Below are 26092 nucleotides of genomic sequence, written 5' to 3' on the forward strand. Positions count from 1 at the left end.
GGACCCGGGTCCGCTGTCGTCGACGACCTGTCCGACGTCGAGCACGTCACCCGTCTCTCCTCGCCCGTCCGCCACGTCGCCCTGCACCCGGCGGCCGGCCGGATGGGGTGCCTGCTCGAGCCGGACGGCGAGCCTCCCGTCGTGGAGGCGAGCCCGCGCCGCTGGGGTCGTCGTCTGCTGGGTGAGGAGAACGTCGCACTGACCGGCCGCTGGGCGGGCTACCGCTGGGTCCGGTCAGCATGGTGGGCAGCCAGCTGCAGGTGCTGCCGGTCCGGGCGCCGTTCGACTCGCGCGCCGAGGCGCCCCAGCCCCTCGGCGTCGTGGGCGCCCACCGCTCCCGGCGGCCGGGCGACGGCACCGAGTTCGCCTCGATCCGGCCGTTCCACCCCGGGGACCGGCTGCGCCGCATCCACTGGCGGGTCTCGCTGCGCACCGACGCGCTGCACGTCGTCAGCACCCGCGGCGAGGAGGACACCGCCGTGCTGGTCGTGGTCGACGCGCTCGCCGACCACGGTCGGTCGGGGGGCGTGGACGGGGCCTCGAGCAGCCTCGACGTGGCCGTGCGTGCCGCCGCCGCGATCGCCGAGCACCACGTCCGGCGTGGCGACCGGGTCTCCCTGCGCGTGGTGGGGACCGGGGGAGAGACGGTGCGCTACGGCACCGGTGCGCGCCATCTCCGGCTCATCCAGGCCCGGCTGGCGACGATGCAGGTCGGCACCCCGCGGGACCTGCGGGCGACCAGGTCCAGCTCGGCGTGACGGCCGGCACTGTCGTGATCGTGCTCTCCCGATGCTCTCGGACGTCGTGGGCACGATGACGGCGTCGCTGGTCAAGCGGGCCTGCCGGTGCTGGTCGTGGACACGCTCCCGACCGACGTCGTCCCCGCCGTGGTCGAGGGCACCGACCCGCGGATCGCCGACCTGGCCTGGCGGATGCGCCGCATCGAGCGACGCGAGGCGCTGGCGCGGCTGGCGACGATCGGCTGCCCGGTGGTCGCCTGGCGCGGGCCGGGCACCCTCGACGAGGTCCTCCACCGGCTGGCCCGCTGGGCCCAGCTGCCGCAGGTGCGGGCCCGATGATCCAGGAGTGGACGCGCGGCCAGTGGGCCCTGCGCGCGACCGTCGTCCTGGGGCCGGTGCTGGCGCTGTTCGCGGCCGCTCCCGCCGGCGCGGCGCCCTGGGGTGGCTGGTGGTCCTGGTCGCCGTGCTCGCGGCCCTCCACGCCCGGTGGCCCGAGTCCGCGGGCGGCATCGCCGCGCCGGGTGTCGTGGTCCTGTTCTGGGGTGCGGCCCTCGGCGACCGGCTCAGCGCGTGGGCTCTCCCGGCCGCGGCCGCCCTGCTCGCCTCCCACGTGGCGGCCCTGCTGGCGGCCTACGGCCCCGACGGGCTGGGGGTCGACGTCCCCACGCTGTTGCTGTGGCTGCGGCGCGCCGGGGCGGCGTTCCTGCTGGCCCCCGCGGTGCTGCTGCCCGCGCTGGTCCTGCGCGACCGGGCCGAGACGCCCGACGTGTGGGTGGTCGGGCTCGCGGTTGCGCTGGTGGCCACGGTCGTGGCCACGGCTGCCCTGGGCCGCGGGGCCGGCGACTGATGGGCCACATCGACCCCGAGGAGTACGCCGAGATGGTGCTGACCTGCGTCGAGCGCGTCCCGCGCGGCCGGGTCACGACGTACGGCGCCATCGCGGAGGTGGTCGGCGCCCGGCTCGGTGGCGGCGGACCGCGCCAGGTCGGGTCGATCATGGCGTCCTACGGCGGCCCGGTGCCGTGGTGGCGCGTCGTGCGCGCCGACGGCTCGTTGCCGCCGAGCCACCAGGACGAGGCGCGCCAGTGCTACCTCGAGGAGGGCACGCCCCGCGCCCGAGCGGGAACGTCGACATCAAGCGGGCGTTCTGGCGGCCGTCCTTGAAGGGTTAGCCCGCCCTAGCGGAGCCGACCGAGGTACGCCGCGGCGTGGCGGAGCTCGAGCATCCGGTTCTCCCAGGTGATGCCGACCAGGGTCAGCACCGTCCCGGCGAACCCGATGAGCACCCACTGCGGCGTGTGCCGGCGTACGGCGCGAGCTCGCGGAGGACCAGCAGTGCGCCGACCGACGAGCCGACGAGCAGCGGCGCGTTCCAGCGCAACCGGGCCCCGACCAGGACCAGGGCCAGGCAGCCCAGGCCGAGCAGGGCAGCGCGCAGGCTGACCGCGTCGCCGGCGACCACCCACAGCAGCGACGGGACGGTCGCCAGCACGAGGCCCGGCGCGAGGGCCGTCATCGTGGCGGCGTCCGGGTCGTGCCGGAGGCGGTGCAGCCCGACCAGGAGCAGCGCCACGGCGCTCGGCAGGGTGTAGGCCTCCGCGCGCGTGGACACCGATCTCGGCGAGCCGGACCCAGGTGGCGGCGGCCAGCAACGCTCCGCCGAGCCAGCCGAGGGACCGCCCGCGACGGTGTGACCAGCGCGCTCGCGGTGACCAGGGCCCCGGCCAGGGTCAGGTGGAGGGACAGCGACCAGGTCGGGTCGGTCGCGGCGGGCACCGCCGCCGCGGAGGCGACCAGGCTGGCAACCGCTGCTGACACCTCGACCTCGATCCGGGGACGGAGGATCGCCATCAGCCCCACCACGATCAGGATCGGGGCCGCTCGGTACGCCGTGTCGACCGCCGCGACCTCGGCCCCCGACCAGATCAGCCCGGCCGTGGCGGCGGGGAGGACCGTCCAGGCGGCGACGCGGGCGTCGAGGAAGCGCCCCGTCACCGCGACGGCCGCGGCCGCGAGCACGAGCACGGCCGTGGCGACGGTGCACAGCAAGGCGCTCGGGAGTGCGAAGGCGATCGCGAGGATCGCGACCAGCCCGCCGCCGGCCGCCTCGACCGAGCCCGCCCGGTCGGTGCGTCGTACCGCGTCCGCAACCAGCGCCGCGGCGACCAGGCTCGTCGCCGCGGTGACCGTCCACAGCGGCACGGTGTGCAGCGCCAGCGTCGCGATCGCGGCCAGCGCGACCACCGACGCGGCGCCCGGCACGACGACGCGACGTCCGGCCGAGGTCGTCACGGAGGTTGCGACGGAGGTCGCGACCGCCGCGGCCACCAGCAGCCCGACGACGCAGGGAACCGACAACGCGGGCTCGGCGTCGAGCGACAGGGAGGGCAGCCGCACCCCGGCTGTGCGGGTGAACGGGTCACCCACCGCGAGGGTGTTCGCCGCTGCCTCGACCAGCAGGTAGGCCGCGATGACCGTCACGGGAACCGCGCTCAGGGCCATCGGCGCCAGGGCGACCGCCTTCCAGCGCTCGCCCAGGACCAGGGCCGCGCCGGACCAGAGCAGCAGGAGGACCAACGACACCCAGGCGACCGTCGTGGCCCCGTCGTCCATCCCGGGCAGCGCGAGCGCCACCGTCGCAAGGGTGGCCGCTGCAGCGGCGCAGGCCCGGCGGACGCGCGACCTCGCGGCCGAGAAGGGGATGGGGAGCAGCAGCAGCGCCGAGGCGGCCAGCAGCCCGACGCCGTGTCCCTGCGCCCACATGGCGCGGACGGTCGCATGGTCGGCCGCATCGCTCAGGGCGACCAGCAGCAGCGCCGCCCACCAGGTCCCGGCTCCCACGAGCGCGAGCCAGGGGAGCGCGGTGACCCCGCGCAGGCGACCCACCTCGGCGAGGCAGGCGAACGCGAGGACCCCGAGCACCAGGACGACCTGGTCGTGCGCGGTCTGGCCGGACACGCCGGCCACCAGGGTCCAGAGCCCGATCACGGAGACGACCTGCGGCGTGACGAGACGGGACACGAGCAGCAGGGCGAGGGCCCCGGCCAGGAGCGTGGCGCCCACGAGGCTCACCGTCCCCGCGGTGGACAGCTGCCCCAGCCAGCCGGCGTTCTCGGCGCCGAGGGCGTCGAGGGCCAGGAGCCCGAGCGAGACGAGCGTGAGTGACTCCGCCGCCAGTCGCAGACCGCGCCGGGACAGCCAGGTCCCCAGGGTCGCGGCCGTGATCGTCAGCGCCACCAGGACCACCGTCCGCCCCCCGACGCCGAGCCAGGACCAGGCCACCGCGAGGAAGATCACCGCCGCCACGAGCAGGCATAGCGCCCCGAGCCCGAGCAGGATCGAGGCGACCGAGGCGCCCCGCACGCCGGTACGCCGCGGTTCGTCCGACCACCCGGTCGGGCGGGGGTACGGTTCGGCCGCTGCCGGGGAAGTGACCCGCGCCGGAGCCACCGGTGCCGGGACGTCCGCCGATGCCCGGAGTTCGGCGAGCAACCGGTCGGCCAGGGAGAGCGTCCGGAAGAGCGACACGGCCAGGGGTCCCTGCAACGGCAGGGCGCAGTGCGGGCACGCGAGCGGGTCCGCAGGCAGCGGTGTGCCGCAGTCGGGGCACACAGAGGGATCGGCGAAGCGCGTCATGGGGCCATTAACGCGGTTCGCCGCCCCCCGGGTGCAGGGTTTGGCTACTCAGGTGGGTGAGTACCCGTGCTCATCCTTCAGCGGCGCGACCGACTGCGCTCGGCGAGCGAGGCCAGCGCCTTCGGGAAGATCTCGGCGGGCGGGGTGACCAGCCCGGCTCCCACCTGGCCGACGCCTGCCTGCCTACCGGCCATGCCGGTGTTGATCTGGGGCAGGATGCCGGTCCGGCAGACGCGGGTGACGTCGATGCCGCTCGGGACGCCCTGGAACTCCAGGACCGGCACCGTCCAGCGGGGGTTCTCGCCCAGCGTGATCTCGTGCATCCGCCGCGTGGTCGCCAGGGCGTCCGGCACCGAGCCACCCACCAGCCGCACGATCGCGGGCGCCGTCGCCATCGCGAAGCCTCCGATGCCGGCGGTCTCGGTGATGGCGGAGTCGCCGATGTCGGGGTTGGCGTCGTCGGGTCCGTAGTCGCCGAGGAAGAGGCCGTCGGCGAGCTGCGCCGGGCCGGTGAACCACTCGTCGCCCGTCCCCGCGACCTGGATGCCGAAGTCCGTGCCGTTGCGCGCCATGGCGACCACCATGGTCGAGCCGTCGATCCCGCGGGCCGCGTCGAGCGCGAGCTTGCAGGCGGGCATGGCGAGGTTGAGGAAGAAGTGGTCGTTGCCGCCGATGAAGCGCAGGGACTCGGCCACGTCGGAGGCATCCGCACCGCTGGCCACCATCGCCGGGGCCAGGTCGCGCAGCAGCATCAGCGTGCCGGCGCGGTTGCGGTTGTGGGCCTCGTCGCCCATCTGGAGCATCTGGGTGAGGATGCCGGTGACGTCGACGGGCCCCGTGGAGTCGACCGTCGAGCGAACCGCGCGCTGGAGCAGCGGGCCGAGCACCTCGCGCATCCAGCGCAGCCGGGTCAGCACCTCCGGCCCGTACGCGCCGTAGCGGAGCACCTTGCCGAGCCCCTCGTTGAGCGAGCAGTGGGTGCGGGCTCCCGTGGCGAGGTCCTCCAGCACGAACATCCACATGCTCGGGGTCACCACGCCGGCCATCGGGCCCACGGTGCCGCGGTGGTGGCACGGCTCGAGCGAGACGTCGGAGCCCTTCTCGAACAGGGCGACCGCGTCCTCGGGGTCCTCGACGAGCCCCTCCAGCGCCGCGCCGCCCATCAGCGCGCCGCGCAGCGGGCCCGAGGCGCGCTCCCAGGCGATCGGCGGGCCCGCGTGCAGGAACTGGCCCGGCTCCAGGCCGAGCAGCTCCGACGCCGGGGCCACGTCGACCAGGTGGGCGGTCACGCCGAGCATGGCCGCCAGGGCCCGCTGGTTCGCGTCCCGGCGCAGGGGGTCGGCGGCCACGACCGCGAGGTCGGCCTCGGTGCCGGGCATCGGCGGGCGCCAGTCGACCCGGGTGACGGCGACGGCCTGCTCGGCCACGGCGTCGGCGAACAGGTCGGCGCCGGCGGACACGACGTGGGTGGGGGTCGTCATCAGTGGCCCTCTCGGGTGTCGGGGAGGAGGTCGATCGCGCGCCGGGTGGCGGCGGCGTTGGACAGGTGCACCTCGGCGCCGGCGTCGACGAGCGCGGTCACCTGGCGGCGGAGCCCCTGGGGATCGGCGTCGGTGCCGACGACCGCGACCACGACCGGTTGCCGCACGGCGGCGATCGCGGGCGCCAGCGCGGCGGCCGGGTCTGTCTCGGAGCCGTGGCCCAGGACGACGTCGAGGAGCACGACCGCGGTGCGCTCGTCGGCGGCGACCCGGGCGAGGTGCTCGAGCCGCAGGGTCGGGTCGATCATCGGGTGCGCGCGGCCCGCGGTGAGCGCGTCGTCGCCGAAGTCGACCATCGTGTGGCCGGCACCGTCGGCGGGGGCCGCCAGGTCCGGGCCCAGCGCGAGGGTCGGGGGGGAGAGCGGGATGTTGCTGTGCACCGGGCCCAGCGACGCCGCCGCGATCAGCATCGCCTCGTCGCACAGAGTGCCGCCCACGAAGAGGCCGCGCAGCCCGGTGCCCGTCGTGGCGCGGGCCGCCTCGCCCGCCACCGGCCAGGTCGGTACGCCGCGCCCCAGCCGCTGCAGGACCCGCTCGGCGGCGGTGGTCAGGTCGGCCTGACCGGCCCCGAGCAGGGCGAACTCGACCGGGGTGTCGAGCGTGGCGGCGTACTCGCGGATCTCGGCGGCGACGTCCTCGGCCGGCGGCTTGGACACCACGACCAAGAGCTCGACGGCCGGGTCGGCGTCGAGGCGCCGCATCGCCTCGCGGGTCGAGAGGCCACGCACGTCGGCGGAGAGGTCGCGCCCACCGACGCCGAGCGCGGAGCCGACGCCCACGCCCGCGTGGTCCAGGAGCGCGAGCAGCTGCTGGCACCCGGTGCCCGAGGCCGCGACGATGCCGACGGGTCCGGGGGCCACGGTGTTGGCGAACCCGAGGCCGAGCCCGCCGACGACGGCGGTCCCGCAGTCCGGCCCCATCACCAGCAGGCCCCGGCCGGCGGCCGTGCGCTTGAGCGCCAGCTCCTGCTCCAGGGGCACGTTGTCGCTGAAGATCATCACGTCGCGACCGGCGTCGAGGGCGTCCATCGCCTCGACCAGGGCGCTCGCACCCGGCACCGAGACCAGCGCGATCCCGTCGCTGCTGCCGCGCAGCGCGGTCGCCGTGGTGCGCGGCGGAGCCGTCTCGGCCGGGCCTGCGTCGCGCCGGCCGGCGTCGCGCAGCGCCTCGTCGACCCCGGCGAGCGCACGCTCGAGCGCCGACTCGTCGTCGAGGCGCAGGGCGACGACCATCGCGTTGGCGTCGGCGTCCGCCGGCACCTCGAAGCCCATCTGGGTCAGCACCTCGATGTTCAGCGCGGTGGCCATGGCCACCTGCGCCGCGGCCACGCCCTCGATGCCCTGCACGGTGCGGCTCACCTGCAGCAGGGTCACCGAGTCGGCGTAGGCGCCGGCGCGCAGCTCGACGTGGGTCAGGTCGGTCATGCAGCGACTCCGTTCGTGTGGTCGAGCTCTGCCCGAGCCAGGAGGGCGCCGTACAACAGTCCGGCGCCCGAGGTGTGCCCGACCGCGGCGAGCGCCGCGGCCTGGTCGGGTTCATGGGGGGTGCCGATCGCGGCGACGAACGCGGCGTACTCGGGCAGCACCTCGCCGTGCAGCGCGCAGTCGAGGAGCGTGGCCGAGAGCAGCGTGGTCCGGGGGAGCAGCGAGCGGACGGCAGCGTCGAGGACCTGCGTGGCGCGACCAGCCGCCCGGTGCAGGGCGAGCCAGCCGCAGAGCACGTCGTCTCCCAGCGGGGTCAGGCCGTCGCCGCGGCCGACCAGCCGGGCTGCATCGGCGGGGTCGAGCTGACGCGCGGGGCTGCGGTGCAGCCCGACCGAGGCGACGAACTCGCGGACCGCGGCCGGGACCGCGTCGACCTCCACCGGACGCGGACGGGGTCGGCGCAGGTCGAGCTGCGGGACCTGGGCGTCCACGATGCGGCCCACGGCCAGGGGCCGCCCGTCGAGGTGCAGGACGCCGGCCTCGACGCGGGCGGAGGCCGTCTCGAGCCCGGCGAGGTCGTCGGTGCCGAGGCCGAGTGCGCACGGGACCCGGGCGGCACCGCGGCCGACGACGCCGAGGCACCAGCCGTCGAGGTCGAGGTAGAGCGCGTGGCGGCCGCGGTGGACCACGGCGCGGGCACCGTCGGGTGCGGCGCGCAACCGTTCCCGGACCCGGAGCGGGGCGCTGACCGGGAGGGAGGGGCTCACGGTTCTCGACGCTAGCGGCCCCCGTTACGGTTTGCCGATGTGAGGTTGTGCCAACGATCCCGCCAGAGGAGTGCAAACGTTGATAACCGGTGACCACGGAGAGGCCGCGGCCGCGCTGGCGCGGGTCGACGCGCTGCACACGGGCCTGACCCAGATCGTGCTGGAGGGCGGCAACCTCGACGGGATCGCCGCGGAGGTGGCGCGGGTGCTCGGCGTCGGCGTGCTCTTCAGCTCCACCGACGGGCGTGAGCGCGCCGCCGCGCTCATGCCCGAGCAGCGCGAGGTGCTGCGCACGCACGGCCTGATGGACCCGACCGGCCGGCTCCGGACCGAGCGCATCGGGCAGACCGCCCCGGTGGGCGGGGGTGAGGCCCGCGGGCTGCGGGTCGCCGCCGGCGGTGTCGACCTGGCCCGGCTGGTCTGCCTGCGGGCCGACGGGCCGATCTCCTCCGACGACGTGCACGCCCTGGAGCGGGCCGCCGCGGTGGCCGCCCTGCTGATCACGCGCGAGGAGGCCGTGACCGCGGTCGAGAACAAGTACCAGGGCGACTTCCTGCGCGACCTGCTGCTGCGCCGCACCGCCGACGAGGAGTACGTCGCCGAGCATGCCGACACCTTCGGCTGGGACCTGCGACGCCCGGTCGTCGTGGTGGCCGCGGAGATCGACCCGCCCGGCGCGGACGAGCCGGCGGCCACGCGCAGCCAGCGCCGCCAGTGGCAGGAGCGTTTCTCGGCGGCCTGGCGCCAGGTCGCCCGGGGCATCGACCCCGCCGCCCCGTGCGTGGACTTCACCTCCGAGGTCGTCACCCTGCTGCCCCTCGCCGACGGTGCCGACGAGGATCCCGTCGCGGGCCACGGCGTCGTACGCCGCGCGGTCACCGCGGTGACCGGCGACAAGGGCGGCGGCCGTCGGCCGTTCTCGGTCGGGGTGAGCCGCGTCGCGCACTCCCTCGAGGAGCTGCCCGAGGCCTACGCCCAGGCACGCCGGGCGGTCGAGGTCGGCCGGCGGGTGTCCGGTGGAGGCTCCACGACGTTCTTCGACCAGCTCGGCCTGCACCGGCTGATCGCCCTGGTGCCCGACACCGCGGAGCTGCGCGCCTTCACCCGCGACGTGCTCGGGCCGCTGGCGGAGACCACAGCCGAGGCGGCCGACCTGCGGGAGACGCTGCAGGTGCTGCTGGACACGAACTTCAACGTCGCGGAGGCCGCGCGGCTGCAGTTCTTCCACTACAACACGATGCGCTACCGGGTCTCCAAGCTGGAGCGGCTGCTCGGTCCGTTGTCGTCCGACCCGCACCTGCGGCTCGACGTCGCGGTCGCCCTGCGTGTCCTGGAGATCGCGGGCTGATCACGCCCCGGTAACGGTTCCCACGCGGCGGTGGCGCGCCCACAACAGGTGCCAGCGGGAGCGGTGTTCCTTCGGCATTTGTCGCCGTCGTGGGTGTGTCATGTAGATCACTAGTTTGTGGAGCCTCGGGGCCATCCAAGTGAGAGGAATGCCCATGTCGTCGATGTTCAAGTGGGATGTGGTCGATCCGGCCCCGGGGGAACCCGTCGGGCCGCGACAGCGACTCAGCTGGGGCCGCACTGCGGGCCTCGGCGCCCAGCACGTGGTCGCCATGTTCGGCGCCACGTTCGTGTTCCCGCTGGTCATGGGCCTGGACCCCAACCTGGCGATCATGTTCTCGGGAATCTGCACCATCCTGTTCCTGCTGATCTGCAGCAACCGGGTCCCCAGCTACCTCGGCACCAGCGCGTCCTTCGTGGCGAGCGTCGCGGCCATCCGCAACCAGGGTGGCGACTCGGCTGACGTGACCGGCGCGATCATGATCGCCGGCATCGTGCTCCTCCTCGTGGGCGTGCTCGTCCACTTCGCCGGCGCCGGCCTGATCCACAAGATCCTGCCCCCGGCCGTGACCGGGGCCGTGGTCATGCTGATCGGCTTCAACCTCGCCCCGGTCGTCGCGGGCATCTACTGGCCCCAGGACCAGTGGATCGCGCTGCTGACCGCGACGTTCATGGTCTGCGCGGCGGTGCTCTTCCCGGGCTTCTGGTCGCGGATCGCGGTCTTCCTGGCCCTGATCTTCGGCTTCGTGATGTCGTGGGTGTTCGACAAGGTCTTCGGCACCATCAACTCGGTCGTTCCCGCGCTCGGCGACAAGGCGACGGAGCACGACCGCCTGTGGGCGTGGAGCGGCGTCGGCAAGGCCGACTGGATCGGCTTCCCGAGCGGCACGCTGCAGGACGGCGTCTCGGTCGTGCACGGCCCGAGCTTCTCGCTCACCTTCATCCTGCTGGTGCTTCCGGGCGTCATCGCCCTGATCGCGGAGAACACCGGTCACGTCAAGGCGGTGGCCGAGATGACCGGCGACGACCTCGACCCGTACATGGGCCGCGCGATCGGTGCCGACGGCTTCGCCACCGCGCTCGCCAGCGCCTTCGGCGGCTCGCCGACCACGACGTACGCCGAGAACATCGGCGTCATGGGTGCCACCAAGGTCTACTCCACGGCGGCCTACTACGTGGCCGCTGCGGTCGCGATCCTGCTGGGCCTGTGCCCGAAGTTCGGTGCCGTCGTCAACGCGACGCCGGGCGGCGTCCTCGGCGGCATCACCGTGGTCCTCTACGGGATGATCGGTCTCGTGGGTGCCAAGATCTGGGTGGAGAACCGGGTCGACTTCGGTGACCCCGTCAACATGGTCGGCCTCGCCGCCGGCCTGATCGCCGGCATCGGCGGCGTGAGCCTGACGTTCTCCGACAACTTCCAGCTCGGTGGCATCGCGCTCGGCACGATCCTCGTCATCGTCTACTTCCACCTCGTGAACCGTGGCCACCACACCGGTCCCACGCACCGGGGTGCCGACGAGGTCACGCACGCGCTGTGAAGCCCGCACCGTTCGACTACCGCCGCCCGGGGTCGCTGCCCGAGGCCCTCGAGGCCCTGGCCGGCGAGCCGAACGCCAAGGTGCTGGCAGGAGGCCAGAGCCTGGTCCCGTTGCTGTCGATGCGGCTCGCGGCTCCCGCGATGCTCGTCGACATCAACGGGCTCCCGGGCCTGGCCGACATCACCGTCGACGCGTCGGGCGTGCGCATCGGGGCGCTCGCCCGGCACGCCGACGTGCTCGCCTCGGCCGACGTACGCCGGGTCCAGCCGCTGGTCTCCGAGGCGCTGGCCCACGTCGCGCACGCGACCATCCGCAACCGCGGCACGACCGTCGGCTCGATCGTGCACGCGGACGCGGCCGCGGAGATGCCCGTCGTGCTGAGCCTGGTCGGCGGCTCGGTCGAGGTGGCCTCGGTCCGGGGCACCCGCACGATCGCAGCCGACGACCTCTACGTCGGCCCGCTCGAGACGTCGCTCGCCCACGACGAGATCGCGACGTCCGCCTTCTTCCCGGCGCTCGCGCCGGGCGCGGGGGTGGCCTTCGAGGAGATCGCCCGCCGGCACGGCGACTACGCCCTGTGCGGCGGGGGCGCGGTCGTCGACGGCGACTCCGTCCGGGTCGGCTACGTGTCCGTGGCCGACGTCCCCACCGTCGTCGACCTCAGCGGCGTCCCGCTGGGGGAGCTGGGCGAGGCGGCCCTCGCGCACCTCGAACCGGCCGACGACATCCACGCGACCGCGGCCTACCGTGCCCAGCTGGTCCGCGTGCTGACCGAGCGGGTCGTGCGGGCCGCCATGGCCGCGACGAGCTCGAAGGAGAACCCCGCATGACCGAGGAGCTGCACGACGTCCGCCTCACCGTGAACGGCGTCGCCCACGACGTGCAGGTGCCCGCGCGGCGCCTGCTGTCGGACGCGCTGCGCCACGACCTGGCCCTCACCGGCACGCACGTCGGGTGCGAACACGGGGTGTGCGGTGCCTGCACGGTCCTCGTCGACGGCCGGCCGATGCGGTCCTGCCTGATGTTCGCGGTGTCGGCGGTGGACGCCGAGATCACCACGGTCGAGGGGCTCACCGAGCCGGACGGCTCGCTCGGCCCGGTGCAGCAGGCCTTCGCCGAGTGCCACGGCCTGCAGTGCGGCTTCTGCACGCCCGGCTTCCTGACCACGATCACCGCCGGCCTGCGGGAGAACCCGCGGCCCACCCACGACGAGTGCCGCGACATGATCGCCGGCAACCTGTGCCGCTGCACCGGCTACCAGAACATCGTGAAGGCGGTCGAGCGCGCCGCCGCCATCCAGCAGGCGGCCAGCGTCGAGGAGCGCGCATGACCACCAAGCTGATGGGCACGCCCGTGCAGCGGGTGGAGGACCAGCGGTTCCTGCGCGGCCTGGGCCGCTACGTCGACGACGTGGCAGCGGGTCAGGACGTGCTGCACGCCGCCGTGCTGCGCTCGCCGCACGCCCACGCCCGGATCCTCGACATCGACGTCGACGAGGTGCTCGACCTCGAGGGCGTGCACGCCGTGTGGACCTACGACGACCTGGCCGGCCCGATGGCCGAGCCGCTGCCGCTCCTCATCCCGCACCCCGCCCTGAGCCACGGTCGCACGCAGTACGCCCTGGCCAAGGACGAGGTGAACCACGTCGGCGAGGCGATCGCCTTCGTCGTGGCCGACGACCGCTACGTCGCGGAGGACGCGGTCGGCCGGATCAAGGTGTCCTACGACTTCCTGCCGGCGGTGGTCGGCATCGACAACGCCCGCGCCGCCACGCACCTCGTCCACGACGACGTGCCCGGCAACGTGGGAGCCCGTCTCGAGCAGAACGTCGGCGACGCCCCGACCGCCATCGAGAAGGCCCCGCACCGCCTCGAGCTCGACCTGACCATCGAGCGCAGCGCCTGCATGCCGATGGAGGGGCGCGGCACGGTCGCGCGCTGGGACGCCGACATCAACCGGATGCAGGTGTGGACCTCGACCCAGACCTCGACCGGCGTCCGCGCCGCCGTCGCGGTGAAGCTCGGGCTCGACCTCGGCCAGGTCGACGTGATCACCCCCGACGTCGGCGGCGGCTTCGGGGTGAAGATCAACCACCCGTGGCCCGAGGAGCTGCTGGTGCCGCTGGCGGCCCGCACCCTGGGCCGCACGGTGAAGTTCACCGAGGACCGCCGCGAGCACTTCATCTCCTCGGCCCACGAGCGGGGCCAGGTGCACCACGTGAGCGTCGGGTTCGACGACGAGGGCCGGCTGCTCGGGCTCGACGTGGAGTTCTGGCACGACCACGGCGCCTACACGCCGTACGGCCTGATCGTCCCGATCATCACCTCCACCCAGCTGCTCGGCCCCTACAAGCCGCAGAACTACCGGGTGGTCTTCGAGTCGCTCTACACCAACACCGTGATGGTGACGCCCTACCGCGGCGCCGGGCGGCCGCAGGGCTGCTACACGATGGAGCGGACGATGGACGCCATCGCCCAGTACCTCGGCAAGGACCGCACCGAGGTGCGCGCCGTCAACTTCATCCAGCCCGACGAGTTCCCCTACGACCAGGGGCTGATCTTCCAGGACGGCCGCGAGCTGGAGTACGACTCCGGCGACTACCCGGCCTCGCTGGAGAAGATCAAGGCGCTCATCGGGTGGGACGACTTCCCGACGTTCCGGGACTCGATGGCGGCCGCGGGCCGCAAGGTGGGGATCGGCCTGGCCTGCTACGTCGAGGGCACCGGTGTCGGCCCCTACGAGGGCGCGCACGTGCACATCGAGACCTCGGGCAAGGTCAAGGTCGCCACCGGCCTGACCACCCAGGGCCAGGGCCACGCCACGGTCTTCGCCCAGCTCGTCGCCGACGAGCTCGGGGTGAAGTTCGAGGACGTCGAGGTCGTCACCGGCGACACCCGGCGGATGCCGTACGCCGTGGGCACCTTCGCCTCCCGTGCCGCCGTGATGAGCGGCTCGGCGATCCACCTCGCGGCCAAGCGGGCCAAGGAGAAGGTCCTCAAGATCGCCGCCGACGCCCTCGAGGCCGACCCGAAGGACCTGCAGATCGTCGACGGGGTCGTCTCGGTCAAGGGCTCGCCCGGCACGTCCATCGACCTCGGCACGGTCTCGGTGCTCTCGAACCCGCTGCGTTACGCCTTCGACGAGGCCTCCAAGGCCGCGACCCAGTTCTCCGTCGGCGACCCCGGCAAGCCGCCGGTGCCCGAGGACGAGGAGCCCGGCCTGGAGGGCAAGGACTTCTACAGTCCCGAGCGGGCGACGTTCGCCTCCGGCATGCACGCCGCGATCGTCGAGACCGACCCGCTGACCGCGGAGATCAGGATCCTCAAGTACGCCGTCGTCCACGACTGCGGCCACCTGATCAACCCGATGATCGTCGAGGGCCAGATCCACGGTGGCGTCGCGCAGGGCATCGGGGGAGCGCTCTACGAGAGGATGGTCTACGACGAGTCGGGCCAGCTGCTCAACGCGTCCTTCATGGACTTCCTGATGCCCTACGTCACCGAGATCCCCGACGGCATCGCCATCGACCACCTCGAGACCCCGTCCCCGCTCAACCCGCTCGGCATCAAGGGTGCGGGGGAGGCCGGCGTGATCCCGTCGGCCGCGGTGTTCGCCGCGGCCATCGAGGACGCCGAGGGCTTCCCCATCACCGCGATGCCGATCTCGCCGTCCGAGCTCTTCGAGCTCCGCCAGACCCGTAAGGACACCCCATGAAGTTCACCGGAGACGCCGTTCTCAACGCCCCCGTCGACCGGGTCTGGTCGGCCCTGCTGGACCCGCAGGTCCTGGTCGCCACCATCCCCGGTTGCGAGCGGCTGGAGTCGACCGGCGAGAACGCCTACGCGATGACGGTCACCGCCGGCGTGGCGGCGATCAAGGGCACGTATGCCGGGTCGTGCGAGCTCTCCGACCTCGACCCCCACAGCTCGCTGGTGATGAAGCTCCAGGGCGCGGGTGCCCCCGGCACGATCGGGGCCGACGTCAACGTGGGCTTCCGTGACGGCGGCGACGGCACCACGACGATCACCTACGACGCCGACGCGGTCGTCGGCGGCATGGTCGGCGGCGTCGGCCAGCGGATGCTGACCAGCGTGTCGCGCCGGATGGCCGGTGAGTTCTTCGGCAACGTCGACGCGGTCCTCAGCGGCGCCGCACCCGTCGTGGCCCCGGCCGCCCAGGCAGCGCCGGGCGCGCACGGTGCCGCCGCCGAGGCCCCGGGCGTCTTCGTCGCGCCGCCGAAGCCCACCGCGGTCGGCTCCCAGGACGACTTCCTCAAGGGCATCCTGGTGGGCGCCGGGCTGGTGCTGGCCGGCGTGGTCGTCGGCGGGGTCTTCGGCCGCCGGCGCCCCTGATGGGCGGCGACCTCACCGTCGAGTCGACGGCGCGTGAGCAGGCCGCCGCCGTACGCGCGCGCACGATCTCCTCGCGCGAGCTCGTCGACCTGCACCTGGCCCGGATCGCCGAGCGCAACCCGGAGCTGAACGCCGTCGTCTCGCTCGACGAGGAGCGGGCCCGTGAGGGCGCCCGCGTGGCCGACGAGGCGCTGGCCTCCGGGGTCGAGGTGGGGCCGCTGCACGGGCTGCCGTTCGCGTTCAAGGACACCCACGCGGTCGCCGGCTGGCGGACGACGTACGGCTCGCCGCTCTTCGCCGACCACGTGCCCGACACCGACGAGCTGATCGTCGAACGGGTCCGGCGCGCCGGCGTCGTGGTGATCGGCAAGACCAACGTGCCGGAGTTCGCGGCCGGCTCGCACACCTTCAACACGGTCTTCGGGACCACGTTGAACCCGGTCGACCCGTCCCGGTCCGCGGGCGGCTCGAGCGGGGGAGCGGCGTGCGCGCTCGCCTCCGGGATGGTGCCGCTCGCCGACGGCTCGGACATGGGTGGCTCGCTGCGCAACCCTGCGTCGTTCTGCGGCGTCGTGGGCCTGCGCCCGTCGCTGGGCCGGGTGCCCGAGTGGCCGCTCTACAACCAGTGGGAGACCACCTCGGTCGGCGGCCCGATGGCGCGCAACGTCGGCGACCTCGCGCTGCTGCTGTCGGTCATGGCCGGTCCGGACCCGCGTGCCCCGCAGGCGCTCGGCGACCCCGGTGCGACCTTCGCGCCGCCGCTCGCGGGCTCGCTCGCGGGGCTGCGGGTGGCCCTGTCCACCGACCTGGGTGGCGCCTTCGAGGTGGACAGCGACGTGGCGGCGGTGGTGGAAGGGGCCGCGTCGGTGCTCACCGGCGCCGGGGCCTCGGTGTCCGCCGCGCACCCCGACCTCGCCGAGGCGGACGACACGTTCCGCACCCTGCGTGCCTGGCACCTGCAGGCCAAGCTCGGGCCGCTGCTGGCCCGTCACCCCGACGCCTTCAAGCAGTCGCTGGCCGACAACATCCGGCTCGGCGAGACGCTCAGCGGTGCCGACGTCGCCCGCGCCTACACCCAGCGCACGACGCTCTCGGAGCGGATGCGCGAGTTCTTCCGGGCGTACGACGTGCTGGTGCTGCCGGTCTCGCAGGTGCCGCCCTTCCCGGCCGACCAGGAGTTCCCCAGCCACATCAACGGCCGGCCGATGCAGACCTACCTGGACTGGATGCGGGCGGCGTACCTGATCACGGTCACCGGCTGCCCGGCCATCTCGGTGCCGGCCGGCCGGACGCCGGACGGTCTGCCGGTCGGCATCCAGATCGTGGCGCCCCACGGGGCGGACCGGCGACTGCTCGAGGTCGCGGCGGCGTTCGAGGAGGCCTGACCTCGCGTCGTGCGGGGTCGGGAAGGTCTACGGTCGGGGCATGCCTCTCGAGCTCGTGCGCAGCCCCGCCCTCTCCGACCGAGCGGAGTACGCCTACGCCGCCCGGGTCTCCGGCGGGAGCCTGGTCTTCACCGCCGGGGCCTGCCCGCTCGACGCCGAGGGGCGCATCGGCCCGGTCGGCGACTACGCCGGCCAGGCCGAGCAAGTGATGCGCAACCTCGTCACCGCCCTGGCCGATGCCGACTCCCAGCTGGAGGACGTGGCCAGGACGACGGTCTACGTCGCCACCGATCGCCGCGAGGACCTGACGACGGTGTGGGAGGTGGTGCGGGCGGCCTTCGGCGACCACGACCCGCCGAGCACGTTGCTGGCGGTGCCGCTGCTGGGCTACGAGGACCAGCTGGTCGAGGTCGAGGCCGTGGCGGTCAGCTGAGCGACGTCACCCCAGGTAGCCCTCGACCGTGCCCTCGGGCCGCGCCTCCGCGTCGTGCGGGTCGCGGCCGTACTCCCGACGGGCGCGGCGCTGGCGGAGCAGGTCCCAGCACTGGTCGAGCTCGACCTCGACCCGGCGCAGCCGCTCGTGCTCTTCGCCGGGGGTGATCTCGCCGTCGGCCAGCGCCTGGCGCAGCTGGTGCTCCTCGTCGATGAGCGCGTGGATGCGGTGCTGGATGTCCAGGTCCTCGGTCATCTCCCGAGTCTCGCACCCGGGCGCGGCCCGGCGACAGCACGCACGAGCCGTCTCCCCCGAATGCGTCACCGGTCCGGGTCGATCGACCTCGGGCCAACCGGGACGTTGGTCCCTGTCGTGGGGCGGTGGCCGGGAACAGCATGGAGGTGCGCCACTTCCTTCGGGAAGAGCGCGATGGTTCGGGAGGCGCAGGTTCACTCGACGGGTGAGACGTCGCGAAGACCGGGTGTCGTGGTCATCGGGACTTGAGCTGAAGAACCACCGACTGGGAGCGACACCTGTACCGGTCACCAGAGGGGCCCTTGCGACTCATACTCACAAGGGCCCTTCGCTATATCCGGGGCGCGCCGGGATGGACGGCACGCGCACCCCGGCGGCCGGGTGGGCGAGAATGTCCGCGTGATCTTCGGAGTGGTGCATCGGGTCGTCCCTCCGGTGGCGAGGGCCGTGTGGCGGCCGACCGTCATCGGGCTGGAGAACGTGCCGCCACGCGGCGCCGTCATCCTGGCCAGCAACCACCTCAGCTTCGCCGACTCCGTGGTCATCCCGTGCGTGGTGCCCCGCAAGGTGGTCTTCCTCGCCAAGTCCGACTACTTCACCGGCAGCGGCGTGAAGGGGACGCTCCAGCGGTGGTGGTTCGAGGGGACCGGGATGCTGCCGGTCGACCGCGACGACCGCAAGGCGGCCATCGCGAGCCTGGACACCGCGCTGGAGGTGCTCGGCCGCGGCGAGGCGTTCGGGATCTACCCCGAGGGCACCCGCTCCCGCGACGGGCGGCTCTACCGGGGTCGCACCGGCGTCGCCCACCTCGCCCTCACCGCTGGGGTACCCGTGGTGCCGGTCGGGCTGACCGGCACCGAGAAGCTCCAGCCCGTCGGCTCCTCGCGGCCGAAGATCGTGCCGATCACGGTCCGGTTCGGCACGCCGATCCAGGTCGCCGGCCGGTTCGACGACGTACCCCTCGGTCGCGCCCGGCGCGAGGTGACCGACGAGATCATGACCGCCATCCAGAGCCTGTCCGGCCAGGAAGAGGCGGGCATCTACAACGAGCGCCCGACGGAGCCCTAGGACGCTGGCAGAGGTTGCCGACGGATGACTGATCCGTCGGCAGATTGTGCCGTGGTCCGGCCGCGGGTCGGACCGCTTGAATCGGGGCATGGCTCCCCCCACCCCGCGACGGATCCGGATCGGCATCGACACCGGCGGCACGTTCACCGACGTCGTCGCCTTCGACGAGGACTCCGGCGAGCTCGTCACGACCAAGACGCCCTCGACACCGGGCAACCCCGCCGACGGGTTCATGGCCGGCATCGACAAGGTGCTCGGCCTGATGGGCCTCCCCGCAGGCCACGGTGACGCGATCAGCGCCGTGAGCCACGGCACCACGGTGGCCACCAACCAGCTGCTCGAGGGCAAGGTGGACCGGCTCGGGTTCGTCACCACCGCGGGCTACGAGGCGATGCTCGAGATCGCCCGGCAGTCGGTGCCCGACGGCTACGGCAACTCCTACTTCTGGGTGAAGCCGGAGCGGATCGTGCCGAGGCACCTGGTGAAGGGCGTCGGCGGCCGCCTCGACTTCACCGGCGCGGAGGTGCGCCCCTTCGACGAGGACGCCGCCCGCACCGTCGCCCGCTGGTTCAAGGCGCAGGGGATCAACACCCTCGGTGTCTGCTTCCTGCACGCCTACGCGAACCCCGAGCACGAGGAGCGGATGCGCGCCGTGCTCGCCGAGGAGCACCCCGACGCGGTCGTGTCGCTCTCCAGCGAGGTGCTGCGCGAGTACCGCGAGTACGAGCGGGCGATGACCACCCTGGTCGACGCCGCCGTGAAGCCGCGGCTCTCGGCGTACGTCAACAACATCAAGGCCCGCTTGTCGGAATTCGCCGGCGAGCGCCCTGCAGGATCGGGTGGGGTGCCCTTCTACGTCATGAAGTCCAACGGCGGCGTGCTCTCGGCCGACGAGGTCGTGCACCAGCCGATCACCACCGTGCTCTCGGGCCCGGCCGCCGGCGCCCTGGGCGCGGCGCTGATCGCCAGGGTCGCGGGCTTCGACAAGGTGCTGACCAGCGACGGCGGTGGTACGTCGACCGACGTGTCGGTCGTCATCGACGGCGACCCGACGCTGACCACCGAGGGCTCGGTCGGCGCGTTCCCGTCCAAGATCCCGATGATCGACGTCGTGACCGTCGGCGCCGGTGGCGGCTCGATCGCCTGGCTCTCGCCCGAGGGCACCCTCAAGGTCGGGCCGCAGTCGGCCGGCGCCGACCCCGGTCCCCTTTGCTACGGCAAGGGCGGCACCGAGGTCACCATCACCGACGCCCACGTCTTCCTCGGCCGGATCCCTCCCCACCTGCTCGGCGGCGAGATCCCGCTCGACGTGCAGGCGGCCCGGGACGGCATCGAGCAGCTCGCGTCCAAGCTCGGGCTGAGCCCGGAGGCCTGCGCCACCGGCATCCTCGAGATCTCGGCGTGGAACCAGGCCAACGCGCTGCGCCAGGTGACGGTCAAGCGCGGCCTCGACGTCCGCGACTTCGCCCTCACCACCTTCGGAGGCTCCGGCTCGCTGCTGCTGTGCCGGCTCGTCGACGTCCTCGGCCTGCCGACCGTGCTGGTGCCGCCGAACCCGGGCAACGTCTCCGCCTTCGGCCTGCTCACCGTCGACGTGAAGAACGACTACGTGCAGACCCACGTCTCGCTCGCCGATGCGCTCGACCCGAGCACGGTCGGCGGCGTCCTCGACACGCTGACGGAGCAGGCCACCGAGGCGCTCACCAAGGAGGGGTTCCCCGCCGAGCAGCACTCCTTCGTCCGCACCGCCGACCTGCGCTACTTCGGGCAGGCCTTCGAGGTGCGGGTGGCCGTCCCGGACGGGCCGGTCGACCAGGCCGCGCTCGACGAGGTGGCCCGCCGGTTCCACGCGGAGCACACCGCGCTCTACGGCTACGACTTCGCGGGCGACCCCGCCCAGCAGGTCGAGTGGGTCAACCTCCGGGTCTCCGGCATCGGCCCCATCCAGCGCCCGGAGATCCGGCGCCACCCGCTCGGCGACGGCACGGCACCGGCCGAGAAGGGCCGCCGCCAGGTCTGCTTCGAGGCCGCCGACGGGTACGTCGACACGCCGGTGCTGTGGCGCGCCGACCTGGCGCCCGGCACGGTCGTGACCGGCCCGGCCATCATCGAGGAGTTCGGGTCGACGGTGCCGCTGCACCCGGGTTTCACCGCCCGCGTCGACGAGTTCCTCAACATCGTCGTCACCCGCACCGCTGAGGAGAGCATCTGATGTGCACCAGCTCCACGGGCGTCGTCGTCACGCCGCCCACCGCCACTGAGGCTGACACCGCCAGCCGGCGCGCGCCCACCCAGTTCCCCTTCGGCCACCTGACCGCCGATGCCGGCGCGAGCGCCGACCCGGTGCTGGTCGAGATCGTGCAGGGCTCGCTCGCGAGCGTCGAGATGGAGGTCGAGACCGCCATCGGCCGCACCAGCCGCAGCCCGATGATCCGCGACGCCCACGACTTCCGCGCCGGCATCCACGACCGGCTGCTGCGCAAGCTGACCGGGCGCTCCTACAGCGCGCTGGTGCACCCGGTCGCCCGCGACTTCCCGATCGAGGAGATGCGGGAGGGCGACGTCTTCTTCCACAACGACGTCTACCGGTCCGAGGGCGGCATCGGGCACCTGCCCGACCTGTGCGTCACGGTGCCCGTGTTCGCCGGCCCGGAGGGCGAGCGCCGCGTCGTCGCGTTCGTCCAGGCGTTCGGCCACCACGACGACATCGGCGGCGCCGTGCCGGGCTCGATGCCCTCCAACGCCACCAGCGTCTTCGAGGAGGGCCTGATGGTCCCGCCGATCCGGCTGTGGGACGCGGGCGTCCCCAACCGGGCGGCGCTGTCGATCATGACCCGCAACTCCCGGATGCCGGAGTCGCTCGCTGCCGACCTCGACGCCGAGTGCTCCGCCTGCCTGATGGGGGCGCGTCGGCTCGGGGAGCTCTTCGACCGGTACGGCGTCGAGACCGTCGAGTCCTGCTTCGACGCCATCATCGAGCGCACCACCACGACGTACCGTCGCGAGATCCTGTCCAAGATCCCGGTCGGCGAGTGGGTGTGGGAGGACTACGCCGAGCACGACGGCGTCGACGAGCCGATGCTGCACACGCAGCGGATCACGCTGACCCGCACCGCCGCCGACGACCCCGACGGCGAGCGGCTGATCCTCGACTTCGGCGGCACCTCGCCCCAGGCCAAGGGGCCGATCAACCACTGCGGCGACTACAGCGACGGCGTCTTCCTCAAGAAGTGGCTGGCGCCGATCCTGCGCAACCTCGCCGACACCCCCGAGCGGATGGCCGAGCTCGACGTCAACGAGGGCATCGTGCCGCTGATCGAGATGCGGTTCCCGCCGCCGGGCACCCTGCTCACCCCCGTCTTCCCGGCACCCACCAACGCGCGCACGTTCGTGATCCTGCGGCTGCTCGGCGTGCTGGCCGGCGTGGTCGCCAAGGCCGTGGACGGCCGGATGCCCGCCGACCAGGAGACGATCCGCTACACCGGCGTCTACGGCGAGGACCTCGAGGGCCGCCCGTACCTGATGCGCGAGGTGCTCGGCGGTGGCTCCGGCGGTCGCTACTACGCCGACGGCGAGGACACCATCCACGTCGTGCCGGACTCGCGGAACCTGCCGACCGAGTTCACCGAGGCGCGCTTCCCCTTCCGCGTGGAGTCCCTCGGCCTGGCCATGGACTCGGGCGGCGCGGGCCAGTTCCGCGGCGGCCTGGGCTACGAGAAGCACATCCGGATGCTCAAGGACGCCCACTTCATGTCCATCGCGGACCGCTCGATCCTCGCCTGCTGGGGGGTCAAGGGCGGTCTGGCGGGCCGGCCGTTCCAGGTCACGATCGACCCCGGCGGCCCGGACGAGCGCGAGGTCGACGCCCTCGCCGACGCCGAGCCGATCAAGGCCGGCGAGGTGGTGCGGATCCGCACCACCGGCGGCGGTGGCTGGGGCAACCCGCTCGACCGCGACCCCGAGCTCGTGGTGCGCGACGTGGTGTGGCGCAAGGTGTCGCCCGAGGCGGCGCTGGCCGACTACGGCGTGGTGCTCACCGGCTCGCTCGAGGACGACTCCCTCGGGCACGACGCGGCGGCCACGCAGGCCGAGCGCGCGTCCCGTCCGGAGCCGACCGAGGCGTTCTTCGACCGTGGCCCGGGCTACGCCCACCTCGCTGCGGGTGCCGCGGCCGCGGACGTCGACTGGCTCTGAGCCACGTCCCGGCTCCGGAGGACCTGCGCCTCTGGAGCCGGGACCTCCCGCATCCACGCTGGTGGCGGGAGGTGAGTGACATGCGGGTACTCGTCGCGTACGCCACCAAGTACGGCGCCACCGCCGGGATCGCGGAGCGGATCGGGGAGACCCTGGGGAGGTCGGGCCTGGACGTCGACGTCGTGGACGTCGACCGGGCCGACCCGGCCGGGTACGACGCGTTCGTGCTCGGCAGCGCGGCGTACGCCGGGCACTGGCGCAAGGAGGCACGGAAATTCGTCAAGCACCACCACGACGAGCTCGACACCCATCCCGTCTGGCTGTTCAGCAGCGGCCCGCTCGGCGACCAGGCCGTGGACGACAAGGGGCGCGACGTGCGCGCGACGGCAACGCCCAAGGACGTCGCCGGGCTCGTCGAGTCCCTGCACGCCCGGGACCACCGGGTCTTCTTCGGCAAGCTCGACCCCGATGCGCTGACCGGGCCCGAGGGGCTGATGACCAAGCTGCCGGTCGGACGCAAGCTCCTGCCCGAGGGCGACTTCCGGGACTGGGACGAGATCGAGGGCTGGGCGCAGGCGATCGGCCGGGAGCTCCAGCCGGCCTGAGCCTCCCGTCCCTGGTGGGATCGTCGGGCGGATTCCGCGTGTCGCGACGGCGCCTCTGGCAAACTGGGATGTCGTGCTGACCGGCTCCGTGGAACGGCCCCGTTGAGCGCCCGCATCGCGGTGGTCGGGGGGACCGGAAAGACGGGACGCGCGGTTTGTGCTGCGCTGCAGGGGAGCGGTGCCGACGCGGTCCCGCTGGGCCGCTCGGCCTGGATCGACCTGGTCGGCGCGCTCACCGGCTGCGACGCGGTCTACGTCATCGCGCCGAACATGCACGCCGACGAGGCGGCGTACACCGAGGCGGTCGTGACCGCCGCACAGCGGGCCGGGGTCTCCCGCCTGGTGCTGCACTCGGTCGCATCGCCGTACGTCCCGGCGATGCCGCACCACGTCGGCAAGGCGCAGGCCGAGGACGTCGTACGCCGCTCCGGTCTCGACTGGAGCGTCCTGCAGCCGGGTGTCTACGTGCAGAACTTCGCGCCCGGCACCACCATCCGGCTGCCCTACCGCGCGGAGGCCCCCTTCGGGTTCGCCGACCTCGACGACGTGGCGCTGGTGGCCGCCCGGGTGCTGCTGGAACAGGGGCACGAGGGGGCCACCTACGAGCTGGCGTCCTTCCGCGCCACCGCCGGGGAGCTGGCCGGCTCGCTGGGGTCGAGGGTGGAGCTGGTCCGTCCACGCCAGTGGGCGGCGGCCGAGGGCAAGGGCCTCGAGCCGCGGGTCCGGGACTGGCTCCTCGCGATGTTCGCCTACTACGACCGCCACGGGCTGCCGGTGGGGACGCTCCCGATGCGGGTCCTGCTGGAGCGGGCACCTCGTGCCCTTGTGAGGACCTGATCCGCGGCGTTCACTGGGAGGAGGCTCGCCCGTGTCCGACGGACGCGCCGATCGAGGTGAGACCCATGGACACGATCGACGTCCTCCGCAGCTACGTCGTCCACGCGCACGACAACCTCAGCAGCCGCTTCGAGGTGGCCAGGGCGATGCTCCACACGCCCGGTCAGCCCCGCAAGGGCTACGAGCACATCGACACCTTCCTCGCCGTCGCCAGCAAGCACCTGAACGCCGTGGACGCGGTCCTGCTGCCGCCGACCCGCCGGCTGGCCCCCGACGGCGGGACGGTCGTGCACGACTACCTCCACGCCGCGAAGGGGCTCGAGCTCGCGCTCGCGCACGCCAAGGGGCGGGAGTACGGCTCGGTCTTCGACGCCGGTCGCCCCTGGCAGGCCGTCTGGGCCGACGTCGGGACGGCGCTCGAGGGGCACCGCGAGCACGAGTTCGGCGTCACCGAGCTGCTGGCCTCCCGGATGGACCCGGCCGCGCTGACCGCCCTGGCCGACCGGCTGCACGCCGCCGAGCGCGCCGCGCCGAGCCGGCCGCACCCGTACGCCCCGCACACCGGCTTCCCGGGCCTGGTCGCGCGCAAGATCCTCCACGCGGTGGACTCGTTCTGGGACGCCGCGGAGGGGCGGATGGTGCCCGAGCCGGTCCGGCCGCCCCACAAGGCGCCCGGCAAGGTGACGCAGTACTTCCTCGCCGACCCGCGCTTCGACGAGGACCACCCGCCGCCCGGCACGCGTCAGCCGTCGAGCCCGGGCGTGGAGCAGTAGCCGCCGCGCCCGCGGTCATCGGCCCCAGACCTCGTCGGCCAGCTCCACGAGCAGCGCGAGCTTGGCCCTCTCCTGGTCGACGCTGAGGGAGTTGCCCTCGGAGGTCGAGGAGAAGCCGCACTGCGGGGAGATGCAGACCTGGTCGAGGTCGACGTACTTCGACGCCTCGTCGAGGCGCGCCCGGAGCACGTCCCTCGACTCCAGCTCGCCGTGCTTGGTGGTGACCAGTCCGAGCACCACGACCTTGTCCGCGGGCACGTGGCGCAGCGGCTCGAAGGTGCCGGAGCGCTCGTCGTCGTACTCGAGGAAGAAGCCGTCGACCTCCAGCTGGTTGAAGAGCGCCTCCGCGACGAAGTCGTAGCCACCCTCGGCCACCCAGGAGTCACGGAAGTTGCCGCGACACATGTGCGTGGTCACCGTCAGCCCGTCGGGCCGTCCTGCGAGTGCCTCGTTGAGGTGGCGGATGTACGCCTCGTGCAGGTGCTCGGAGTCCTCCCCGCGGTCGGCCATCGCGCGGCGCTGGTCGGGGTCGTTGAGGTAGGCCAGCGACGTGTCGTCGAGCTGCAGGTAGGTGCAGCCGAGCTTGCGCACCCGCCGGACCTGCTCGCGGTAGGCGGCGGTGAGGTCGGCCCAGAACTCCTCGACGTCGGAGTAGACGTCCGGGTCGATCGCGGCCGCGCCGCCGCGGTAGTGGACCATGCTGGGCGAGGGGATGGTCAGCTTCGGCGTGACGCCGTCGGTGACGCGGTCGCGCAGGAAGGTGAAGTCGTCGCCGAAGATCGTCTCGGACAGCCCGAGCCTGCCGTCGACCCGGAGCGCGGCCGGGGTGAAGTCGATCTCGCCGGCGGCGTTCCTGAAGTGCACGGTCAGGTTGTCGTGGGCCTTGCTGATGCCGTCGAGCCGGTAGATGAAGTCCATGTGCCACGACCCGCGACGGAACTCGCCGTCGGTGGCCGAGCGGAGCCCGGCCTCGCGCTGGAGGGCGACCACCTCCTCGACGGCGTGGTCCTCGATCGCACGCAGCTCCGCGGCGTCGATCCTGCCCGCGGCATGCTCCTCGCGGGCCTGCAGCAGACGGGGCGGACGGAGCAGGCTGCCGACGTGGTCGGCTCGGAACGGCGGGGTGTCGCGGAGCACGGTTTCCTCCTCGAGCGGAACGGCGTGGTCGCCTCCACCATGGCACGACGCTCCTGAGTC

Annotated in this window: 25 protein-coding genes; 18 read left to right on the top strand and 7 right to left on the bottom strand. The window is 73.3% G+C overall.

Annotated elements, in window-relative coordinates; genetic code table 11:
• Positions 1–239: 239 nt before the first annotated feature.
• From H0S67_RS06555 to H0S67_RS06570, 4 genes are all read left to right on the top strand, one after another.
• Positions 240–758 carry a DUF58 domain-containing protein gene (locus H0S67_RS06555; RefSeq protein ID WP_180935921.1) on the top strand — a complete coding sequence of 173 codons (519 nt, stop codon included), beginning with the start codon at positions 240–242 and terminating at the stop codon, positions 756–758.
• 96 nt (positions 759–854) lie between these two features.
• A complete protein-coding gene (locus H0S67_RS06560) occupies positions 855–1079 on the top strand; it encodes a hypothetical protein (RefSeq protein WP_180935922.1) in 225 nt (74 codons plus the stop codon).
• Positions 1080–1188: 109 nt separating this feature from the next.
• Positions 1189–1587, top strand: coding sequence for a hypothetical protein (locus H0S67_RS06565; RefSeq protein WP_180935923.1), 399 nt, complete (start codon positions 1189–1191; stop codon positions 1585–1587).
• Positions 1587–1904 (top strand): MGMT family protein, encoded by a 318-nt coding sequence (locus H0S67_RS06570; protein WP_180935924.1) that lies wholly within the window; start codon positions 1587–1589, stop codon positions 1902–1904. The genes H0S67_RS06565 and H0S67_RS06570 overlap by 1 nt, the downstream gene beginning before the upstream one ends.
• Positions 1905–1995: 91 nt before the next feature.
• Here H0S67_RS06570 and H0S67_RS06575 read toward each other — a convergent pair whose 3' ends face one another.
• The 5 genes from H0S67_RS06575 to H0S67_RS06595 all read right to left on the bottom strand — a co-directional run bounded on the left by H0S67_RS06575 (position 1996) and on the right by H0S67_RS06595 (position 8108).
• Entirely contained in the window at positions 1996–2313 is a 318-nt protein-coding gene (locus H0S67_RS06575; protein ID WP_180935925.1) for an SCO7613 C-terminal domain-containing membrane protein, read from the bottom strand.
• On the bottom strand, positions 2253–4103 hold the full coding sequence (locus H0S67_RS06580; RefSeq protein WP_180935926.1) for a hypothetical protein: 1851 nt from the start codon (positions 4101–4103) through the stop codon (positions 2253–2255). The genes H0S67_RS06575 and H0S67_RS06580 overlap by 61 nt, the downstream gene beginning before the upstream one ends.
• A 350-nt stretch (positions 4104–4453) precedes the next feature.
• On the bottom strand, positions 4454–5857 hold the full coding sequence (locus H0S67_RS06585; RefSeq protein WP_180935927.1) for a YlbE family protein: 1404 nt from the start codon (positions 5855–5857) through the stop codon (positions 4454–4456).
• Positions 5857–7341, bottom strand: coding sequence for an AllF/FdrA family protein (locus H0S67_RS06590; protein WP_180935928.1), 1485 nt, complete (start codon positions 7339–7341; stop codon positions 5857–5859). The genes H0S67_RS06585 and H0S67_RS06590 overlap by 1 nt, the downstream gene beginning before the upstream one ends.
• Positions 7338–8108 carry an oxamate carbamoyltransferase subunit AllH family protein gene (locus tag H0S67_RS06595; protein WP_180935929.1) on the bottom strand — a complete coding sequence of 257 codons (771 nt, stop codon included), beginning with the start codon at positions 8106–8108 and terminating at the stop codon, positions 7338–7340. The genes H0S67_RS06590 and H0S67_RS06595 overlap by 4 nt, the downstream gene beginning before the upstream one ends.
• A 79-nt stretch (positions 8109–8187) precedes the next feature.
• Between H0S67_RS06595 and H0S67_RS06600 the strand changes: the two genes are divergently transcribed.
• From H0S67_RS06600 to H0S67_RS06635, 8 genes are all read left to right on the top strand, one after another.
• A complete protein-coding gene (locus tag H0S67_RS06600; protein WP_219635526.1) occupies positions 8188–9456 on the top strand; it encodes a PucR family transcriptional regulator in 1269 nt (422 codons plus the stop codon).
• Between the two features lie 154 nt (positions 9457–9610).
• Positions 9611–10993: a uracil-xanthine permease family protein gene (locus H0S67_RS06605; RefSeq protein ID WP_425489887.1), complete on the top strand. Its 1383-nt coding sequence runs from the start codon at positions 9611–9613 to the stop codon at positions 10991–10993.
• On the top strand, positions 10990–11823 hold the full coding sequence (locus H0S67_RS06610; protein ID WP_180935931.1) for an FAD binding domain-containing protein: 834 nt from the start codon (positions 10990–10992) through the stop codon (positions 11821–11823). The genes H0S67_RS06605 and H0S67_RS06610 overlap by 4 nt, the downstream gene beginning before the upstream one ends.
• Positions 11820–12323: a (2Fe-2S)-binding protein gene (locus tag H0S67_RS06615; RefSeq protein ID WP_180935932.1), complete on the top strand. Its 504-nt coding sequence runs from the start codon at positions 11820–11822 to the stop codon at positions 12321–12323. Before H0S67_RS06610 ends, H0S67_RS06615 begins: the two co-directional genes overlap by 4 nt.
• Positions 12320–14707, top strand: coding sequence for an aerobic carbon-monoxide dehydrogenase large subunit (gene cutA, locus H0S67_RS06620; RefSeq protein ID WP_180935933.1), 2388 nt, complete (start codon positions 12320–12322; stop codon positions 14705–14707). Before H0S67_RS06615 ends, cutA begins: the two co-directional genes overlap by 4 nt.
• A complete protein-coding gene (locus H0S67_RS06625; RefSeq protein WP_180935934.1) occupies positions 14704–15345 on the top strand; it encodes an SRPBCC family protein in 642 nt (213 codons plus the stop codon). The genes cutA and H0S67_RS06625 overlap by 4 nt, the downstream gene beginning before the upstream one ends.
• Positions 15345–16730 (top strand): amidase, encoded by a 1386-nt coding sequence (locus H0S67_RS06630; protein ID WP_180935935.1) that lies wholly within the window; start codon positions 15345–15347, stop codon positions 16728–16730. The genes H0S67_RS06625 and H0S67_RS06630 overlap by 1 nt, the downstream gene beginning before the upstream one ends.
• 40 nt (positions 16731–16770) lie before the next feature.
• Complete coding sequence (locus tag H0S67_RS06635) at positions 16771–17163, top strand: RidA family protein (protein WP_180935936.1); 393 nt, start codon at positions 16771–16773, stop codon at positions 17161–17163.
• A 6-nt stretch (positions 17164–17169) separates the two neighbouring features.
• On the opposite strand, the gene H0S67_RS06640 is transcribed toward H0S67_RS06635, so the two are convergent.
• A complete protein-coding gene (locus H0S67_RS06640) occupies positions 17170–17418 on the bottom strand; it encodes a DUF2630 family protein (protein ID WP_180935937.1) in 249 nt (82 codons plus the stop codon).
• A gap of 399 nt (positions 17419–17817) precedes the next feature.
• Between H0S67_RS06640 and H0S67_RS06645 the strand changes: the two genes are divergently transcribed.
• The 6 genes from H0S67_RS06645 to H0S67_RS06670 all read left to right on the top strand — a co-directional run bounded on the left by H0S67_RS06645 (position 17818) and on the right by H0S67_RS06670 (position 24895).
• The gene (locus tag H0S67_RS06645) at positions 17818–18486 is read left to right on the top strand and encodes a lysophospholipid acyltransferase family protein (protein WP_246355187.1); all 669 of its coding nucleotides are present in this window, start codon (positions 17818–17820) and stop codon (positions 18484–18486) included.
• An 88-nt stretch (positions 18487–18574) separates the two neighbouring features.
• Positions 18575–20698 (top strand): hydantoinase/oxoprolinase family protein, encoded by a 2124-nt coding sequence (locus H0S67_RS06650; RefSeq protein ID WP_180935938.1) that lies wholly within the window; start codon positions 18575–18577, stop codon positions 20696–20698.
• Positions 20698–22680: a hydantoinase B/oxoprolinase family protein gene (locus tag H0S67_RS06655; RefSeq protein ID WP_246355188.1), complete on the top strand. Its 1983-nt coding sequence runs from the start codon at positions 20698–20700 to the stop codon at positions 22678–22680. Before H0S67_RS06650 ends, H0S67_RS06655 begins: the two co-directional genes overlap by 1 nt.
• Positions 22681–22760: 80 nt before the next feature.
• A complete protein-coding gene (locus H0S67_RS06660; protein WP_180935939.1) occupies positions 22761–23285 on the top strand; it encodes a flavodoxin domain-containing protein in 525 nt (174 codons plus the stop codon).
• Positions 23286–23387: 102 nt separating this feature from the next.
• Complete coding sequence (locus H0S67_RS06665; RefSeq protein WP_180935940.1) at positions 23388–24122, top strand: SDR family oxidoreductase; 735 nt, start codon at positions 23388–23390, stop codon at positions 24120–24122.
• Between the two features lie 65 nt (positions 24123–24187).
• Positions 24188–24895 carry a hypothetical protein gene (locus H0S67_RS06670; RefSeq protein WP_180935941.1) on the top strand — a complete coding sequence of 236 codons (708 nt, stop codon included), beginning with the start codon at positions 24188–24190 and terminating at the stop codon, positions 24893–24895.
• A gap of 15 nt (positions 24896–24910) precedes the next feature.
• Here the strand turns inward: H0S67_RS06670 and H0S67_RS06675 are convergent, their stop codons facing one another.
• A complete protein-coding gene (locus tag H0S67_RS06675) occupies positions 24911–26032 on the bottom strand; it encodes a 5-methyltetrahydropteroyltriglutamate--homocysteine S-methyltransferase (protein ID WP_180935942.1) in 1122 nt (373 codons plus the stop codon).
• Positions 26033–26092 lie beyond the last annotated feature (60 nt).

The organism is Nocardioides ungokensis (genome assembly GCF_013466985.1).
Lineage (GTDB): Bacteria > Actinomycetota > Actinomycetes > Propionibacteriales > Nocardioidaceae > Nocardioides > Nocardioides ungokensis.